The organism is Hungatella sp. L36 (assembly GCF_014288035.1).
Genome location: NZ_JACOPC010000015.1, coordinates 38,534 through 55,631, shown reverse-complemented (window position 1 = coordinate 55,631; position 17,098 = coordinate 38,534). Strand labels below are relative to the sequence as shown.

The window sequence follows — 17,098 nt, the reverse complement described above, 5'->3', positions numbered from 1 at the left end:
AAAAGAATGGTGATAAGATAAAAACATCAACGAGACAATGTATATTTGCTGGCAAAAAGACACAAACGAGGGGCTGGAATGTAGCAGATATGCATATTTTTAAGAAACAGGTTGCAAACCTTTGCAAAATTAAAGCAATGAGAAAAGCGCCTAAGAAAGAAAGGGAGACTGTCTTATGAGAAAGAACTGGAAAAAAGCTTTAACACTGGTAATGGCGGCTGCGATGGCAGCAGGACTGGCAGGCTGCGGCAACGGAGCAAAGCAGGCAGAGGAGACGACCGCTGCTCAGACAGAGGCTGCAAAAACAGAAGCTGCAAAAACGGAGGCGGAGACCACGGCGGAACCGGCGGAGGCGGAAGGCCTGACGGTGAACACCACAGATCCCATCGAGATTTCCTTCAGCTGGTGGGGCGGCGATTCAAGGCACGAAGCCACTCTGGCCGCGGTCGATGCGTTTATGAAGAAGTATCCGAACATTACGGTAAAGACTTCTTATTCCGCATGGGATGGCTGGGAAGATAAGATGTCCTCACAGTTTGCCACAGGCACAGCACCCGATGTAAACCAAATTAACTGGAACTGGATTACTTCCTTCAGCTCAGACGGAAGCGCATTCTATGATCTGAATAAGCTATCCGATATTCTCGATCTGTCCCAGTTCTCGGAAGATTACCTGGCACAGTGTACGGTAGCAGACAAACTGCAGGGCGTTCCGATCTCCATGACAGGCAGAATCTTCTACTGGAACAAGACTACATACGACCAGGCCGGAATTGAGACACCGAAGACCTTAGCCGACTTAAGAGCAGCAGGAAAGGTATTCCAGGAAAAGCTTGGCGACGAATACTATCCGCTGGCTATGAACGAGTATGACAGAACAATCTTCATGGTTTACTACTTAGAGTCCAAGTACGGAAAAGCCTGGGTAGAGAATAATGAGCTTCAGTACTCTGAAGATGAGATTAAGGACGGTCTGGAATTTATCCAGTCTCTGGAAGCGGATCATGTAATTCCGTCCATCGCCACCATCGCAGGCGACGGCGCGGCTTCCTTCGACAAGAATCCGAAGTGGATGGAAGGCAAATACGCAGGCATCTTCGAATGGGATTCCGCAGCTACCAAGCAGCAGGGCGCGTTAAATGAAGGCCAGGAATTCGTAGTAGGCGAGGAATTTGCCGACATGGGCGACCATAAGGGCGGTTTTGCGAAGGTTTCCATGTGCTTTGGTATTTCTGAAAACACAAAGCATCCGGCTGAGTGTGCAGCTTTAGTAAACTTCCTGTTAAATGAGGAGGAGGGCGTCAAGATTCTTGCTTCCGAGAGAGGAATTCCGTGCTCCGCAGAAGGCCTTAAGATCTGTAAGGACAACGGTCTGTTAAATGAATTAGTGGCAGAAGCAAACTCCAAGGTATTAAGCTATGTCTCCTTCCCGCTGGATCCAAAGTTTGAGGCGAGTGCGTTAAAGGCAACAAACGAGGGCGTTTACTGGGATGTAATGGCAGGCTTAAGCTACGGCGATTACGATCTTGATGAAGCAACCGAAGTACTGATTGACGGTGTCAATAAAGTTTTAAGCAAATAGTGAGTGACAATCAGCGGCCGCCGGCAACGGGGGCCGCTGCGTAAGAAAGAGGAGGTAACGGTATGAAGCAACCAGCGGCTCAGAGTACAACCGCAGAAAGAAGGAGCTTTAAGAAGATCGTAAAAGAAAACAAAGGCTTTTTCTTCATACTGCCATGGCTGATCGGATTTCTTATTTTTAAGGTATATCCGTTTGGATCATCACTTGTATACAGTTTTACGGACTATCATTTGTTTGACGGAGTTTCCAAAGTTGGCCTGATGAACTATGACGAGATTATCCATACTAAGAAGATTGTAAAAGCCTTTGTGGTTACGATGAAATACGCTTTCATGACCGTACCGCTGAAACTGGTTTTTGCGTTATTTATTGCATATATTCTGAACTTTAAGTTAAAGGGAGTCAATCTCTTCCGTACGGCTTACTATATTCCGTCGATTCTGGGCGGCTCCATCGCCATCGCCGTGCTGTGGAAAGCGGTATTTAAGGATGACGGTATTATCAACATGCTGCTGAGCTACATGGGCATCGAGGGACCGAACTGGCTGGCCAGTCCGTCTCACGCGCTGTTTGTAATCTGCCTGCTGAGAGTCTGGCAGTTTGGTTCTGCCATGGTGATCTTCCTGGCGGCCTTAAAGGGTGTCTCGGAGGATTTATATGAGGCGGCAGCCATCGATGGCGCCGGGAAATGGAGACAGTTCTTCAGCATTACGGTTCCGCTTATTACCCCGGTTATTTTCTACAACCTGGTTACCCAGCTGTGTCAGGCGTTCCAGGAATTCAACGGACCGTTCATCATTACCCAGGGCGGACCGCGTAATTCGACCATGCTGATCTCCATGCTGATTTATAACAATGCGTTCAAGAGCTACGAGATGGGTCTGGCGAGCGCTCAGGCATGGCTGCTGTTCCTGATTGTTATGACGTTTACAGGCATTGCATTCTTCAGCCAGAAGCACTGGGTCTACTATTCAGATGAGGACGGGAGGTAAAAAAGATGACGAGAGAGACAAGAAAGACTGTCAATACGATCGTGCGCTACGTAGTGCTGATCGTAGTGGGCTTCATCATGATTTATCCGCTGATCTGGATGGTTGGGGCTACCTTTAAAACGAATAATGAGATATTCAGCGGGATTGGTTTCATACCGAAGAATCCGACGCTGGACGGTTATAAGAACGCGTTGAAAAGCTATGGCGGTGATATTGATATCTTTAAAGCCATGATTAATACGTATTCCATCGTTTTGCCGAAGGTGGTATTCACGATTGTATCCGCCACCATAACGGCATACGGCTTCGCCAGGTTTGAATTCAGGGGCAAAAAGCTGCTCTTTGCAGTTCTGATGTCCACACTGTTCCTTCCCCAGGTCGTGTTAAATGTGCCGCAGTTCGTCCTGTTCAATAAGTTTGGCTGGATCGATTCCCCGATTTATCTGGCGCTGATCGTACCGACAATGTTTGCGACGGATACCTATTTCGTATTCATGCTGATTCAGTTTTTAAGAAATATTCCCAAGGAGCTGGAGGAAGCGGCTACCATCGACGGATGCGGTTCTGTCAAGACCTTATGGTATGTGATCGTGCCGATGCTAAAGCCATCAATTGTATCGTGTGCATTATTTCAGTTTATGTGGTCTTCCAATGACTTTATGGGACCATTGCTTTATGTCAACACACCGGCCCGCTACCCGGCGTCCATCTTTGTTAAGATGTCCATGGACGCAGATACCGGCTTTGAGTGGAATCGTGTGCTGGCCATGTCCCTGATTTCCATTATTCCGTCTCTGATCGTGTTCCTGCTGGCTCAGGATCAGTTTATCGACGGTATCGCGGCAGGCGGCGTAAAGGGTTAAGTGAATGGGCGGAGGCTGCTGTACCTCCGTCCTTCTTTGTTTGGTGCAGTTCACAGCCGGGCAGACCGGGAAGCAGAGACCGACCGGGCTGTAACCTCTGCCTCCCTTTAAAGTAAAACTCAGAGAATTAAGGTGTTGCAATCTTCGGACGTCAAAGGTATACTAAATCTATTACGTATTTGTGGCAGGGAGTGTGGGATATGGCAGTTACGATCAAGGATGTGGCAAAAAAAGCGGGAGTGTCTTACTCTACGGTATCCAGAGCCTTAAATGATCCGAATGCGGACAAGTCCGATAAAAAGAAACGTATTTTGAAAATCGCGGAAGAGATGGGATACGTGCCGAATCAGGCGGCGATTCAGCTGAAGATGTCACGGTCCTACGTGATTGGTCTTTACTTCTCCACCATCAGCAAGATGAGTTCCCCCTTCGTTCTGCACGATGTGCTGACCGGGGTCTACAGCGTGGTGGGGAGCAAATATAATGTCATTGTCAAAGGTATTGATATGCATGAGCCGGGAACGCTGAATCCCTCCTTTTTGGATGGAATTATCGTGCTTACGCAGAAGGACGATGATCTGGAATTCATGGATGAAGTCCTGAATAAGGGGATTCCCATGGTAGCCATCTGCCGGACGGTATTTCTGGATGTGCCTAACGTTACCACCGATGAGGCCGGAGCCATGGAAAAAGCCATGGATTGCCTTCTGGAAAACGGGCATCGGAGAATCGGCATTATCGAAGGGAATTCGAATCTGGATTCCACCAGGCTGCGTCACCGCGGCTGGCGCGCCTCCATGACAAAACACGGTCTGGATCCCGACAGTCTGCCGGTGGAACACGGTACATACCGCTATGCCAGCGGATATCAGGCGGCCAAGCGGCTTCTGGAACAGGATCTGACGGCAATTTTAAGCTTTAACGATGAGATGGCATTCGGCGCCCGGGAGGCAGTCACCGAGGTCGGCCTAAAGGTGCCGGACGACGTGTCGCTGGTGGGCTTCGACAACTGGGATCTGTCGGGCTATGCGAATATGAAGCTGACTACTGTGGAGCGGAACATGGGCGAGATCGCCCGGGAAGGGACGCGGATTCTGCTGCGCCGTCTGGAGGACGGAATCATCGATAACCGGCGGGTCTATCTGGAAAACAGACTGATAATACGGGAAACTGTGAAGAATTTAAATGCTTAGGTGCTTCGCATTGTGTGCGCCTCTCCGGCGCGGGCCTGACTCGCGGGAGAGGCGCTTTTTTTGAATCAATCTTGCACTTGACATTTACTGAAAATGTGTTATAACCTAATAGTTAGGAACCGAACTATATAGATTCCAAATTCAGCCAAGCACAGGGGGAAGCACAATGGATACAGGAAAACTGATCAATAAAATTTCCATACGCCTAAGGCGCAGATCGGAAAAGATGGGGAAAAATCTCGGAATTACAGAGGTTCAGGGGCGGATTCTGGATTTTATCCTGGTTGACGGCAGAGACCGGCCGCTGTATCAGAAAGACATTGAGAAAGAGTTCGGGCTGCGGCCATCGACGGCTACGGAGCTTCTGAAGACGCTGGAGAGCAGAAAGATGATACAGCGGGTCAGCAGTGAAGAGGATGGGAGATATAAGAAAATTCAGTTTACGGAGGCGGCTGAGGACATCCGGTTGGCGCTGCAGCAGGAGATCCAGAAGACGGAGGGACTGCTCGTTGAGGGAATCTCCCAGGAAGATTTAAATACATTTATGAAGGTTGCAGAGAAAATGCTGGAGAACCTGGAACGTTAGGAAGGAGAGAAGTATGTCAAAGCATAACACATTATCGGACGATTTTACTCAGGGAAGTATCGTGGGGAAACTTGTCAAATTTATGGTACCGGTGCTGGGAGCGTTGATCCTGCAGGCGATGTACGGCGCAGTGGATTTACTCGTCGTGGGGCAGTTTGGAACCGATGCGGGTATCTCGGCGGTGGCGACGGGGAGCAACATCATCAATCTGGTTACATTTGTGATTACCGCTCTTGTGATGGGCGTGACGGTTTTAATCAGCCGTTACCTCGGAGAGAAGCGGAACGAACGGATCGGCGGTGTAATTGGAGGAACGGTTTGTTTTTTTGTGATTTTTACGGCAGTCATCATGGCCCTGCTTCTGTTTCTGGCTCCTGTCTTTGCATCACTGCTCAATGCCCCGGAACAGGCCTACGACCTGACGGTGCAGTATGTGAGAATCTGCGGTGTGGGGATTGTATTCGTGGTAGCTTATAATGTGATCAGCGGCATCTTCCGCGGACTGGGAAATTCGAAGCTGCCGCTGATTTTTGTCCTGATCGCCTGTATCGTAAATGTTATTGGAGATCTGCTTTTCGTGGCAGTTTTTCACATGAATGTGGCGGGCGCCGCGCTGGCCACGATTCTGGCCCAGGCCGTCAGCGTGGTCCTGTCTCTGCTTATCATCCGCAGGCAGAAGCTTCCGTTCACCATTAAGAAAAGTGATATCCGCTTTAACCGTGAAATTCTGGTATTTTTAAAGCTGGGAATACCGCTGGCGCTTCAGGAAATGCTGACAAATATATCATTCTTAATTCTCTGTGCGATTGTAAATGGAATCGGCCTTGAGGCGTCCTCCGGGTATGGAATCGCCCAGAAGGTCATTTCCTTTGTCATGCTGATCCCTTCTGCGCTGATGCAGTCCATGTCGGCCTTTGTGGCTCAGAATGTGGGGGCCGGCAAAGAGGAACGGGCCAGGAAGGCAATGCTCACGGGAATGGGGCTCGGCGTCTGCGTCGGCGTGTTTATCTTTGCGGTTACGTTTTTCAGAGGGGATATCCCGGCGTCGCTGTTTACCTCCAATGAGGCTTATATTGTGCGGGGCGCGGAGTACTTAAAGGGATTCAGCCCGGAGGCCATACTTACCTGTATTGTATTCAGTTATATCGGCTACTTTAACGGCCATGGCATGTCGCTTCCCGTTATGCTGCAGGGAATAACGGCGTCGTTTCTCGTGAGGGTGCCGCTGTCGTATGTGTTCAGCCTGAAGGATGGGGCCAGCCTGTTTGATATCGGACTGGCGGTGCCGCTGGCTTCGGTGTATGGGATTGTGTTCTTTACGGTGTGGTATGGATGGTATCGGAAGCGTGAAGGGAAGAAGGGATAAATTACCATTTTATTTGCCATACGCCTCCTCCCGTTATATAATGGGTCATATCGGCCAATGCCGGTAAATAGATCAAGGGAGGTGAAACCAATTCACAGAGGTCATAAACACGATGCGGCGCATTCGATTGATTTCTATGCCTATGAGTCGCGGCTCAGAAGCTGGAATGCGGGGCTTAAGATGGCGGTGGGCATGGCGGCGCTCTGTCTGTGCATCGCGGCGGACAAGCTGTCGGTGTCGGTATTTGTAATCTTTACCATGGCCTGCATTACGGTTATGGCGGGAGGCTTATCGCCTGCACGGTATTTAAAGCTGCTTACGATTCCTCTCGCCTTTCTTTTTATGGGGACCGTGGCGATTGCCGCAGGTATTTCGCGCAGGCCCTACGGCGACTGGTATATAAGCGTTCCATGGTTTTCGCTTTATGTGACGAAGGCCGGGCTTTTGCAGGCTGTACTGCTGTTTACCAGAGCGCTGGGGGCGGTCAGTGCCATGTACATGATGACGCTTGCCACGCCGGCCAGTGAGATGATCGGAGTCTTAAAGCGCATACACGTACCGAAAATGATTGTGGAACTGATGTATCTGATTTACCGCTTTATTTTCGTTTTGAGCGACACCCACAGTCAGATGAAACAGGCCGCTGTTTCCCGGCTGGGAACCTGCGATTTTAGGACATCCTGCCGTACCTTCGGAAGCACTGCCGGCAATCTGCTGGTGGCATCGTTAAAAAGGGCGGACACGTATTATGACTCTCTATTATCCCGGTGCTACGACGGGGATCTCTGTTTCCTGGAGGAAGAGAAGCGGATCAGGGGAAGCCAGGCGGCAGCGGCAGCAGGATACTTACTGCTGATTGCGGCGGTGTGGATCTTACTGTAGTCCGACATCGGAGTGATACAGAGAAAATGAGAGAAAAGGTGGTGAGTATGTGGACGAGAACAAAGGAGATGTGATTCTGGAGACAGAGCATCTCTGCTATTCCTATGACAGCAGGAAAACGGCCCTGCAGGATGTGAACTTATCGGTCAGAAAGGGCGAGCGGATCGCGGTACTGGGTTCCAACGGAGCAGGAAAATCCACGTGTTTTCTGAATCTGAACGGCGTGCTGTCACCGGATTCCGGGAAAATCTTATACCGGGGTACCGAAATTACAAAAAAGAACCGGAATGAGCTGCGAAAGCACGTTGGAATTGTGTTTCAGGAGGCGGATAATCAGATTATCGCATCAACGGTGGCCGCGGAGGTTTCATTCGGGCCCATGAATTTAAAGCTTCCGGCCGCGGAGGTGAAACGGCGCGTGGATGAGGCCCTTGCTTGTATGAACTTAGTAGAAATGAAAGACAGGCCGCCTCACTATCTCAGCGGCGGTGAGAAGAAACGGGTCTGTATCGCGGATATTGTCGCGATGGAGTCGGAACTCTTCCTGTTTGATGAGCCGACGGCTTCGCTGGACCCTCTGAATACGGCAATATTCGAGGCAGTTCTGGATAAGCTGTGGAATATGGGGAAAACTCTTTTGATTTCTACCCATGATGTGGATTTTGCCTGGAGATGGGCGGACCGGGCGTTGGTATTTGCCGGAGGCCGTCTGATTGCGGATGACTCGCCGCGCCGCATTTTCCAGGATGAAAGCGTGGTATCGCAGGCGAACTTAAGAAAGCCGGTCCTGATGGATGTGTGCAGCCGGCTGGCGGCCCATGGGCTTGTGCCTGACGGTTCATATGCAAAAGATGCAGAGGAACTGGAACGGCTGCTGTGCCAGCAGCAGGAAGCCGGCAGTTTGAAAATGAGAGCAGACGGCGTTAAATGTATTTGACAGCCGGAGCCGTTTTCGTGTACAATACAATAGAATTACGCAAGAGGTGCCTGTGAAATTCTCCGCAGGATAATAGGGAAAAGGGTGAAAATCCCTTACGGTCCCGCCGCTGTAAAAGAGGAGCAGGGCTCGATAAATCACTGGGTAACCGGGAAGATGAGCTGCTGTGATGAACCTTGAGTCAGAAGACCTGCCTGTTGCGATACGATGCGTCCGGTTACGAGCGATGACCGGAGGCCGAAGCCTTTTTTTGCGTCCGGAAAACCGGAGATCTCTGTGAAGACAGGGGATAAGAGCGAAGAAGAGGCTGTCGTCAAAGTACCGGTCTGATGAGTGGGAATCATCGGATGAGGTGCTTATTTTTTTTGAAGGGAGAATAGAGATGATGAAGAAAGAAAAAAGAATCATGACACTTGCAGTCGCATTTGCATTTACGTTCGGCGTTATGCCGGTCTCATATGCGATGCACATTATGGAGGGGTATCTGCCTTTGGGCTACTGCCTGGTATGGGGAGCTGTCTGTGTGCCGTTCCTGGCCGCCGGATTTTTTTCCATACGCCGTACACTGGGTGAAAACAGAAAGAACATCACCGTGCTTGCCATGGCCGGGGCGTTTATTTTTGTGATTTCGTCCCTGAAGATTCCGTCTGTTACGGGCAGTTGCTCCCACATGACCGGAACCGGTCTCGGGGCGATCCTGTTTGGGCCGTCGGCAGTGAGCATCCTTGGAATTATCGTATTGATTTTCCAGGCAGTTTTACTGGCACATGGGGGACTCACCACGCTGGGTGCCAATACCTTCTCTATGGCGATTGCTGGTCCGTTCGTGGCTTTTGGGATCTATAAATTATGCGGAAAGTTAAAGGTAAACCGCTACGTATCCGTATTTCTTGCGGCTACCCTTGGCGATCTGTTTACATACTGCGTAACCAGCCTTCAGCTGGCGTTGGCCTATCCTGCAGAGCAGGGCGGTGTGGCTCTGTCTGCGGCGAAGTTTTTAGGCGTGTTTGCGCCGACACAGCTGCCGCTGGCCATCATTGAGGGACTTCTCACCACTGTTATCATCATAGCGCTGGAATCCTACGCCGGGCCGGAGCTTTCCAGTATCGGATTTGCAAAGGAGGCAAAATAAGATGGATAAGAATAAAAAAATGATTGTAACCGTTTTACTGGTCATTGCCTGCCTGATCGCAATTATTCCGCTGTTCGCGTTAAAAGGCGCAGAATTCGGCGGATCCGACGATGCGGGAAGCCAGATGGTGGCGGAGATCCGTGGAGAAGAGTATGAGCCGTGGTTCACCCCGGTAATGGAAACCCTGATTCAGGGCGAACTCCCGGGCGAGGTGGAAAGCCTGCTGTTCTGCATTCAGACCGGAATCGGCGTCGGCATCATGGCCTTTGTCATGGGACGTTTCGTAGAGCGGAAGAAATGGATGACAAAAAAAGAAAATAAATAAAACAAGCAGTTTTATAGAGCCGGGAAATTCCTTCTGATGGAATTTCCCGGCTTATTTTCTGCCTGTGGCTGCAAGCCTGACAGCCAGAATGCGAGAACGGGAGATAAAAGGAAGGAGAATGGAAAAAACTGGACTGTCGGAAAGCATGCAGGCAGCAAGAAATGTGACAAAAATGTTCTTGTTTTCTGGTATGATAGAGAAAAGACAGGAGGCGGGGATTATGGCGAGTGAATTGGAGGCTGCGAATTACGATGAGGCGGCCGATAGGAATGGTAAGATGGGGAGCAGAATGGATGACAAATGGAGTGACAAGATGAATCACACACCAACTAATATAGAAGAAATAGCTGCAGTCATTGACTATATCGAAGAACATCTGATGGAGGAGCGGCTGGATTTAGAAAGTATTGCTGTGGCTTTCAACTATTCCAGATACCATTTGCACCGCATGTTTGCATCTGTTACCGGTTTTCCCATGCATACCTATCTTATGAGGCGCAGGCTGACTGAGGCGGCCCGTATGCTGGTGTTTTCGGAACAGCCTGTTTTGGAAATTGCGCTGGCTTCCGGATACGAAACGCAGCGCTCATTTTCGAGGGCGTTTCAGAAGTATTTTAAACACAGTCCATCCCAATACCGGAAGAAGGGTGATTTCTTCCCGCTGCAGCTGAAATACGATGCCTCCCGCCGGGAAAAACTGCGGGGGGACAGGATACTTGAGGTGGCCATGACGGAGGCAAAGACGATATCCATCGTCGGCTGCTGCGGTTCCACAAAGGGCGGTTTCTCTGTAATCGGTAGGTGCTGGAGGCGGCTTCATGCGAAAAAGGACCGGATCTCCGGCCGCACGGACGAGGAATTTCTGATTGGGGTAAATGACTACTCTTATTATCCCTGCCAGGGAATGGATAAGGTGTTCCGGTATGTTGCGGGAGCAGAGGTCGCCGAAGAACACACGGTTCCCAGGGGAATGCAGGAATTTACATTCCCGGCCGGCCGTTATGCTGTGTTTTCCTTCCGCGGAAGGAATGAGGACAGCCTCCAGCCAGTGGTGGAATACATCTATGGGGAGTGGTTTCCTGAATCCACCTGTCGGTTTGACGACGGCAGACGGTATGATTTTGCAAGGTATGGGGAACGGTTGGACGAAAAGGGGGAAAGTGATATTCAGTTATGGGTGCCGGTTATCTGAGCACCCATTATTTCATCCATAGGAAAGTTTGTCCTATGAATGAAATAAACTCCGGGGGACAGCGTGCCCCCGCTCTGTTCCTCCTCAGATCAGTCAGACAAATTGATTCCCGTAATCATCATCGTTCCATTTACATCATTGAACACAACCGCCCCGTTTTCGCCCATCATCACGCCAGCGCCGTAGGAGTCAAGCTGCGATTCCTGTACTGCCGCGATGGTGTCCTTCATCTTCTGGGTAAACAGAGTATCTGAGCCGAGGGCGATCAGGTCATCCCGTGTCTCAAGCTCGCGGCCGTCCCCTGATTCCAGGGATATGTAGACCGGATAGCCGCAGAGATCTGCAAAACCTTCCAGATCAGACGATGCAACGGCCTTTTTTATTTTTAAAGCAAATGCGGCCGCTCTCCCGGATTCTGTTTCTGAAGCGTTTTCTTCCTCCGTTTCAATGGACTGCTCCGAAGGCGAAAGGGAAGCTTCCCCGGTATCATCAATTGAAGTTTCCTCGCTATCTGCTGATTCGGCGGAGATGGTTTCTCCGTTATCCGTATCTTTTTCATATGTAGAAGAGACTGTCTCGGAAGAAGCGGATGACGCCGGTGCAAACGCGCAGCCGGAAATACCCATGGATACTGACAGCGCGAGCGCGGCCAGCCTGTTTAAATGCTTCATATAGATAAGTCCTCCTTTTCATGTATTCAGTGGCAGTATATCATTCCGACAGAGCGGAATCAACTTGAGAATGAATCTTATGGATCAGATCTTATGGATTTTTCATCTGAAAATTTCCACCAAGATTAATCTTTTCTATTGTCCTGGAAAATGCTATACTAACATTATGTATTGTCTAAGGAGAGACTGTTAAATGAAAAAATTGATATCATGGAATGTTAATGGCCTGCGCGCCTGCGTAGGTAAAGGTTTTTTAGATTATTTTCACGAAGTGAAGGCGGATATTTTCTGCATACAGGAGAGCAAGCTTTCAGAGGGACAGATCGAACTGGATCTGCCGGGCTACCATCAGTACTGGAATTACGCGGAGAAGAAAGGCTATTCGGGAACCGCCATGTTTACGAAGGAGGCGCCGCTATCGGTTGCGTACGGCATCGGAATAGAGGAACACGATCATGAGGGCCGTGTAATAACGGCGGAATTTCCCGAATATTACGTTGTCACCTGCTACACCCCCAATTCCAAGGACGGGCTGGCGCGCCTGCCATACCGTATGACGTGGGAGGATGCATTTCTTCAGTATCTAAAAGGGCTGGAAGAGAAGAAGCCGGTTATTTTCTGCGGTGATTTGAATGTGGCACATAAGGAGATCGACTTGAAGAATCCGAAGACAAACCGGAAGAACGCGGGCTTCACAGACGAAGAGCGCGGCAAGTTTACAGATCTTCTGGAGGCCGGATTCATCGACACCTTCCGCTGGTTCTATCCGGACAGAGAGGAGATTTACTCCTGGTGGTCCTACCGGTTTAGTGCCAGATCCAAGAACGCAGGCTGGAGAATTGACTATTTCTGTGTATCGGAATCGTTAAAGGACAGGCTGGTCAGTGCGGATATCCATACGGAGATACTCGGATCTGACCATTGCCCGGTGGAACTGGTGATTGAATAGAAGCGTGGATTCTATACGGCGATGAATAAGGAACGGAGAGACGAATTACAAAGATGAATTTATTAACGATAGAACATTTGACAAAATCATACACCGAGCGGCTGCTCTTTGACGATGCCAGCTTCAGCATCAATGAGGGAGAGAAGATCGGCCTTATCGGGATCAACGGAACGGGGAAATCGACGCTTTTAAAGATTGTGGCAGGGCTGGAGGAACCGGACGACGGAAGCGTGGTGCGCGGACGTAATCTGGATATCCGGTTTTTGTCTCAGAATCCGAAGTTTCATGACGGCGATACGATCCTGGAAAGCATTGTCCGTGAAAATGAGGGACACGCTCATGTGTGGGACTTAGAGAGCCAGGCGAAGATGATGCTCACAAAGCTGGGCTTCACGGATTTTGACGACCGCGTGGAGACCCTTTCGGGCGGCCAGAGAAAACGGGTGGCGCTGGTAAGCGTCCTTCTTTCCACGGCGGATTTACTGGTATTGGACGAGCCGACCAACCATCTGGACAGCGCCATGGCGGACTGGCTGGAGACGTATCTGCGCCGGTTTAACGGAGCGCTCTTAATGGTAACCCATGACCGGTATTTCCTGGACAGTGTGACGAACCGGATCGTGGAGCTGGACAAGGGCAAACTATACAGCTATCAGGCCAATTACGAGGGCTATCTGGAACTGAAGGCCCAGCGCCTCGATATGGAACAGGCCACGGAACGCAAACGCCAGTCCCTCTTAAGGGTGGAGCTGGAATGGATGCAGCGCGGCGCACGGGCCAGGTCAACCAAGCAGAAGGCCCATATTGAGCGGTTTGAGACACTGAGAGACCAGAAGGGGCCGGAGGCGGATCAGAACGTGGAGCTGGACTCCGTTTCCAGCCGGCTGGGCCGCACGACAGTGGAGCTGGAGGACATCAGCAAGGCCTTTGGCGACAAGGTTTTGATGAAGGATTTCACCTATATTTTCCTGAAAAATGATCGCATCGGCATCATCGGTCCCAATGGAAGCGGAAAATCCACGCTGATGAAGATTATAGCCGGATGGCTGGAGCCGGACGCGGGTAATGTGACCGTCGGACAGACCGTCAAGATGGGATATTTCTCCCAGGAAAATGAAGCTATGGACGGAAGTGTCAAGGTAATCGACTATATTCGCGGGGCCGCAGAGTATGTGAAGACAAAGGACGGCAGCATCAGCGCGTCTCAGATGCTGGAGCGCTTTCTCTTCCCATCCAGTGTGCAGTATACGGTGATCGACAAACTTTCGGGAGGAGAGAAACGGCGGTTATACCTGCTTCGCATCCTGATGGAAGCGCCGAATATCCTGCTTCTGGATGAGCCGACCAATGACCTGGACATTCAGACGCTGACGATTCTCGAGGATTATTTGGACAGCTTTCAGGGAATTGTTATCACGGTCTCCCATGACCGGTATTTCTTGGACCGTGTGGTACGGCGGATTTTCGCATTCGAGGGCGAGGGCCGGGTGACTCAGTATGAGGGCGGCTACACGGATTATCAGGCGGCTTTCGCGGAGAAGTATCCGGAGGGGATGCTGCCGGCGGGAATAGGGGCCGGCAAGAAGTCTTCCGATGGAAAAGAGGGGAAGAAGACCACCGAAAAGCCCAAGGGAGAGAAGAAACTCCGATTCTCATTTAAAGAACAGAGAGAATGGGACACAATAGAGGATACCATAGCAGCTGTGGAAGAAAAGATCGCCGATCTGGATGCACAGATAGAAAAAAGTGCCAGCAATTATACGAAATTGAATGAATTGATGGAAGAAAAGAGAATACAGGAACAGCTTCTTGAAGAAAAGATGGAACGCTGGATGATTCTTAACGACCTGGCGGAACAGATAGAGAAGCAGTAACTCGTCTTATGGCGGACCGCCGGAACGAGAAATGAGACCACCGGCAGATAGAGGAGATAAGCGGTATGGAAGGATATAGAATTGCTAAGCAGGACAACAGAATTTATTCCATGGGACTTACCGGAGTTGATGGCGGGATTCATATGTGTGTAGCCGCACAGGGAGAGGTGTGTGATCTTCTTTTATACCGCAGCGGGGAGGAGACAGAATATGCACGGCTGCATTTCCCGCAGGAGGGAAAGCGCGGAGATGTCTGGAACATGACCGTTCTTGGCGATTTTTCAGGACTGGAGTACTGCTTCGAGCTTGATGGAAAGCCGCTTGCCGACCCTTACGGAAAACAGTTTACCGGAAGAGAGGTCTGGGGTGATTTATCTGCGGCAGAGCGTCCCATGAGATCGCCGGTCGTTGCGGAGGACTTCGACTGGGAGGGAGATAAGCCTTTAAAGATTCCATATGAAGAGATGATTCTTTACCGGGCGCATGTGAGGGGATTTACTAAAAATCCCGCTTCCAAAGCGAAAGACAAGGGGACTTTCCGCGCGCTGATTGAGAAGATCCCGTATCTAAAAGAGCTGGGCGTCACGAGTCTGGAGCTTCTCCCTGTAAATGAATTTTCGGAGCTGATGATGCCGGAGCATGTGGATGGAAATCCCTACGCTGTGGATAAACCCACTGGAAAATTGAATTATTGGGGATATACCACCGGTTATTATTTTGCACCGAAGGCTTCCTATTGTTCGGGAAAAGAAAAACATCCGGTAACGGAGTTCAAAAACCTTGTGAAGTCGTTTCATAAAGAGGGCCTGGAACTGATTATAGAGCTTTACTTTACCGGAAAGGAAAATCCTGCGTTTGTCCTCGATGCGGTCCGTTACTGGACGGAGGAATTTCATGTAGATGGAGTTCATCTGGTGGGATTTACCCCCAATGATCTGATTGGACGCGACCCGTATCTGAGCGGCACAAAGCTGTTTGCCACCTCCTGGCTTGGTGTTCCGGGCGGGCATGAGAAGCATCTGGCAGAGTATAACGATGGTTTTCTGGTAGACATGCGCCGGGCCTTAAAGGGCGATGAGGATGAGATGAATCATCTGATTTTCCGAAGCAGGCGTAATCCTGCGGAGTTCGGTGTGGTCAATTATATGGCCAATACCAACGGATTTACGATGATGGACATGGTGTCGTATGATACGAAGCATAATGAGGCTAACGGCGAGGGCAATCAGGACGGCAATCCCTATAATTACTCCTGGAACTGCGGTGTGGAAGGGCACACAAGGCGAAAGAAGATTGTGGAGCTGCGGAAGAAGCAGATCAGGAATGCACTCCTGATGCTGTTCTTAAGCCAGGGAACGCCGCTTCTGCTGGCCGGAGACGAGTTCGGCAATTCCAAGGACGGCAACAACAATTCCTACTGCCAGGATAATGAGGTCTCGTGGCTGAACTGGAATCTTCTGAAAACCAACCGGGATATCTATGAATTTACGAAGGCGGTGATCGCCTTCCGGAAAAGCCATCCGGTATTCCATATGGCCACAGAGCCGAAGGTTATGGATTACTTATCCTGCGGCAGGCCGGATGTTTCCTACCATGGCGTAAAGGCGTGGCGGCCGGAATTTGAGAATTTCCGGAGGCAGATCGGCATTATGTACTGCGGGGAATATGGAAAGAGACCGGATGGGACCGCGGACGACAGCTTCTTTGTCGCATATAATATGCACTGGGAGCCCCATGCGTTTGATTTGCCCAATCTGCCTAAGAAGCAGAAATGGCATATTGTGTTTAATACCGACGAAAAAGACAGCAATGGAATGTATTCGGAGGGATCAGTGTCTGCGGATGGCGGTGAGCTGGACGGTGGAATGCCGGTGATGGAGACCAGACAGTTTGAGGTTCCGCCGAGGACGATTGTGGTGTTTGTGGGTAGATGATGGCGGTAAACGCTTAACAAAGAAGAGCAGGCTTAAGTCTGGACAGATACCAATCTGTCGGGAGCTCAGCCTGCTCTTCTTTCTGACTTTTTTAGTCTTCCGGATACACAAGATGCTTCTCATCAATGCCATATAAAACCTGATCCAGGTATTTCCCCGCGATATACTTCGCCATCCCCAGATTCATATCGAGGTAGTTTCCGCAGTCTCTGGCAGCGGCCCCGGGGACCTCGCCTTCAAAATCGCGGATGAACTCGAAAAGCTCTGTCATGAGCGGGACGATGTCCTTTGACTCATAATCCCCGGACAGGAGCAGGTAGAAACCGGTGCGGCAGCCCATGGGGCCGAAATAGAGGACACGGGAGCTGTACTCCGCGTGATTCCTTAAAAATGTTGCGCCCAAATGTTCTATGGTATGAATTTCAGCGGTATTGATAACCGGCTCGTAATTCGGCCGGGTCATGCGTAGATCAAAGGTCGTGACGGTATGGCCGCCGACGGTATCTTTCCTCGAGACATAGATGCCCGGAAGAAGTTTTAAATGATTGATGGTAAAGCTCGTTATTTTATCCATAAAACGTCTCCTTTCAGCAGTTCATAAATACTTGCCTGTATCAGTA

16 protein-coding genes and 1 riboswitch are annotated in these 17,098 nt (G+C 50.2%); of the genes, 14 read left to right on the top strand and 2 right to left on the bottom strand.

Features of this window, described 5'->3' with window-relative positions; all coding sequences use genetic code 11:
• Nucleotides 1-175 precede the first annotated feature (175 nt).
• The 11 genes from H8S80_RS26635 (at nucleotide 176) to H8S80_RS26585 (ending at nucleotide 11,050) form a co-directional block, all read left to right on the top strand.
• Complete coding sequence (locus H8S80_RS26635; RefSeq protein WP_025529756.1) at nucleotides 176-1,582, top strand: ABC transporter substrate-binding protein; 1,407 nt, start codon at nucleotides 176-178, stop codon at nucleotides 1,580-1,582.
• 62 nt (nucleotides 1,583-1,644) lie between these two features.
• Nucleotides 1,645-2,574 (top strand): carbohydrate ABC transporter permease, encoded by a 930-nt coding sequence (locus H8S80_RS26630; RefSeq protein ID WP_025529755.1) that lies wholly within the window; start codon nucleotides 1,645-1,647, stop codon nucleotides 2,572-2,574.
• A 5-nt stretch (nucleotides 2,575-2,579) separates the two neighbouring features.
• A complete protein-coding gene (locus H8S80_RS26625; protein ID WP_002605267.1) occupies nucleotides 2,580-3,437 on the top strand; it encodes a carbohydrate ABC transporter permease in 858 nt (285 codons plus the stop codon).
• A 200-nt stretch (nucleotides 3,438-3,637) separates the two neighbouring features.
• Nucleotides 3,638-4,630, top strand: a complete 993-nt coding sequence (locus H8S80_RS26620; RefSeq protein ID WP_002605266.1) for a LacI family DNA-binding transcriptional regulator — start codon at nucleotides 3,638-3,640, stop codon at nucleotides 4,628-4,630.
• Nucleotides 4,631-4,796: 166 nt separating this feature from the next.
• The gene (locus H8S80_RS26615) at nucleotides 4,797-5,216 is read left to right on the top strand and encodes a MarR family winged helix-turn-helix transcriptional regulator (RefSeq protein WP_117632980.1); all 420 of its coding nucleotides are present in this window, start codon (nucleotides 4,797-4,799) and stop codon (nucleotides 5,214-5,216) included.
• Nucleotides 5,217-5,229: 13 nt separating this feature from the next.
• Nucleotides 5,230-6,582: an MATE family efflux transporter gene (locus H8S80_RS26610; RefSeq protein WP_117632981.1), complete on the top strand. Its 1,353-nt coding sequence runs from the start codon at nucleotides 5,230-5,232 to the stop codon at nucleotides 6,580-6,582.
• 81 nt (nucleotides 6,583-6,663) lie between these two features.
• On the top strand, nucleotides 6,664-7,464 hold the full coding sequence (gene cbiQ / locus H8S80_RS26605) for a cobalt ECF transporter T component CbiQ (RefSeq protein WP_243007976.1): 801 nt from the start codon (nucleotides 6,664-6,666) through the stop codon (nucleotides 7,462-7,464).
• Nucleotides 7,465-7,513: 49 nt separating this feature from the next.
• Complete coding sequence (locus H8S80_RS26600; protein WP_117632982.1) at nucleotides 7,514-8,401, top strand: energy-coupling factor ABC transporter ATP-binding protein; 888 nt, start codon at nucleotides 7,514-7,516, stop codon at nucleotides 8,399-8,401.
• Between the two features lie 27 nt (nucleotides 8,402-8,428).
• A riboswitch (cobalamin riboswitch) is annotated at nucleotides 8,429-8,613 on the top strand.
• Between the two features lie 170 nt (nucleotides 8,614-8,783).
• Entirely contained in the window at nucleotides 8,784-9,533 is a 750-nt protein-coding gene (locus H8S80_RS26595) for an energy-coupling factor ABC transporter permease (protein ID WP_117632983.1), read from the top strand.
• A gap of 1 nt (nucleotide 9,534) precedes the next feature.
• Nucleotides 9,535-9,858 carry an energy-coupling factor ABC transporter substrate-binding protein gene (locus H8S80_RS26590; protein WP_002605259.1) on the top strand — a complete coding sequence of 108 codons (324 nt, stop codon included), beginning with the start codon at nucleotides 9,535-9,537 and terminating at the stop codon, nucleotides 9,856-9,858.
• 220 nt (nucleotides 9,859-10,078) lie between these two features.
• The gene (locus H8S80_RS26585) at nucleotides 10,079-11,050 is read left to right on the top strand and encodes an AraC family transcriptional regulator (RefSeq protein ID WP_347562430.1); all 972 of its coding nucleotides are present in this window, start codon (nucleotides 10,079-10,081) and stop codon (nucleotides 11,048-11,050) included.
• Between the two features lie 89 nt (nucleotides 11,051-11,139).
• Here the strand turns inward: H8S80_RS26585 and H8S80_RS26580 are convergent, their stop codons facing one another.
• The gene (locus tag H8S80_RS26580; protein WP_117632985.1) at nucleotides 11,140-11,721 is read right to left on the bottom strand and encodes a hypothetical protein; all 582 of its coding nucleotides are present in this window, start codon (nucleotides 11,719-11,721) and stop codon (nucleotides 11,140-11,142) included.
• A 193-nt stretch (nucleotides 11,722-11,914) separates the two neighbouring features.
• Between H8S80_RS26580 and H8S80_RS26575 the strand changes: the two genes are divergently transcribed.
• The 3 genes from H8S80_RS26575 to H8S80_RS26565 all read left to right on the top strand — a co-directional run bounded on the left by H8S80_RS26575 (nucleotide 11,915) and on the right by H8S80_RS26565 (nucleotide 16,478).
• Entirely contained in the window at nucleotides 11,915-12,670 is a 756-nt protein-coding gene (locus H8S80_RS26575; RefSeq protein ID WP_029467044.1) for an exodeoxyribonuclease III, read from the top strand.
• A 53-nt stretch (nucleotides 12,671-12,723) separates the two neighbouring features.
• Nucleotides 12,724-14,544, top strand: coding sequence for an ABC-F family ATP-binding cassette domain-containing protein (locus H8S80_RS26570; RefSeq protein ID WP_025529747.1), 1,821 nt, complete (start codon nucleotides 12,724-12,726; stop codon nucleotides 14,542-14,544).
• Between the two features lie 65 nt (nucleotides 14,545-14,609).
• The gene (locus H8S80_RS26565) at nucleotides 14,610-16,478 is read left to right on the top strand and encodes an alpha amylase C-terminal domain-containing protein (protein WP_117632986.1); all 1,869 of its coding nucleotides are present in this window, start codon (nucleotides 14,610-14,612) and stop codon (nucleotides 16,476-16,478) included.
• A gap of 91 nt (nucleotides 16,479-16,569) precedes the next feature.
• Here the strand turns inward: H8S80_RS26565 and H8S80_RS26560 are convergent, their stop codons facing one another.
• Nucleotides 16,570-17,052, bottom strand: a complete 483-nt coding sequence (locus H8S80_RS26560) for an S-ribosylhomocysteine lyase (protein WP_055660138.1) — start codon at nucleotides 17,050-17,052, stop codon at nucleotides 16,570-16,572.
• Nucleotides 17,053-17,098 lie beyond the last annotated feature (46 nt).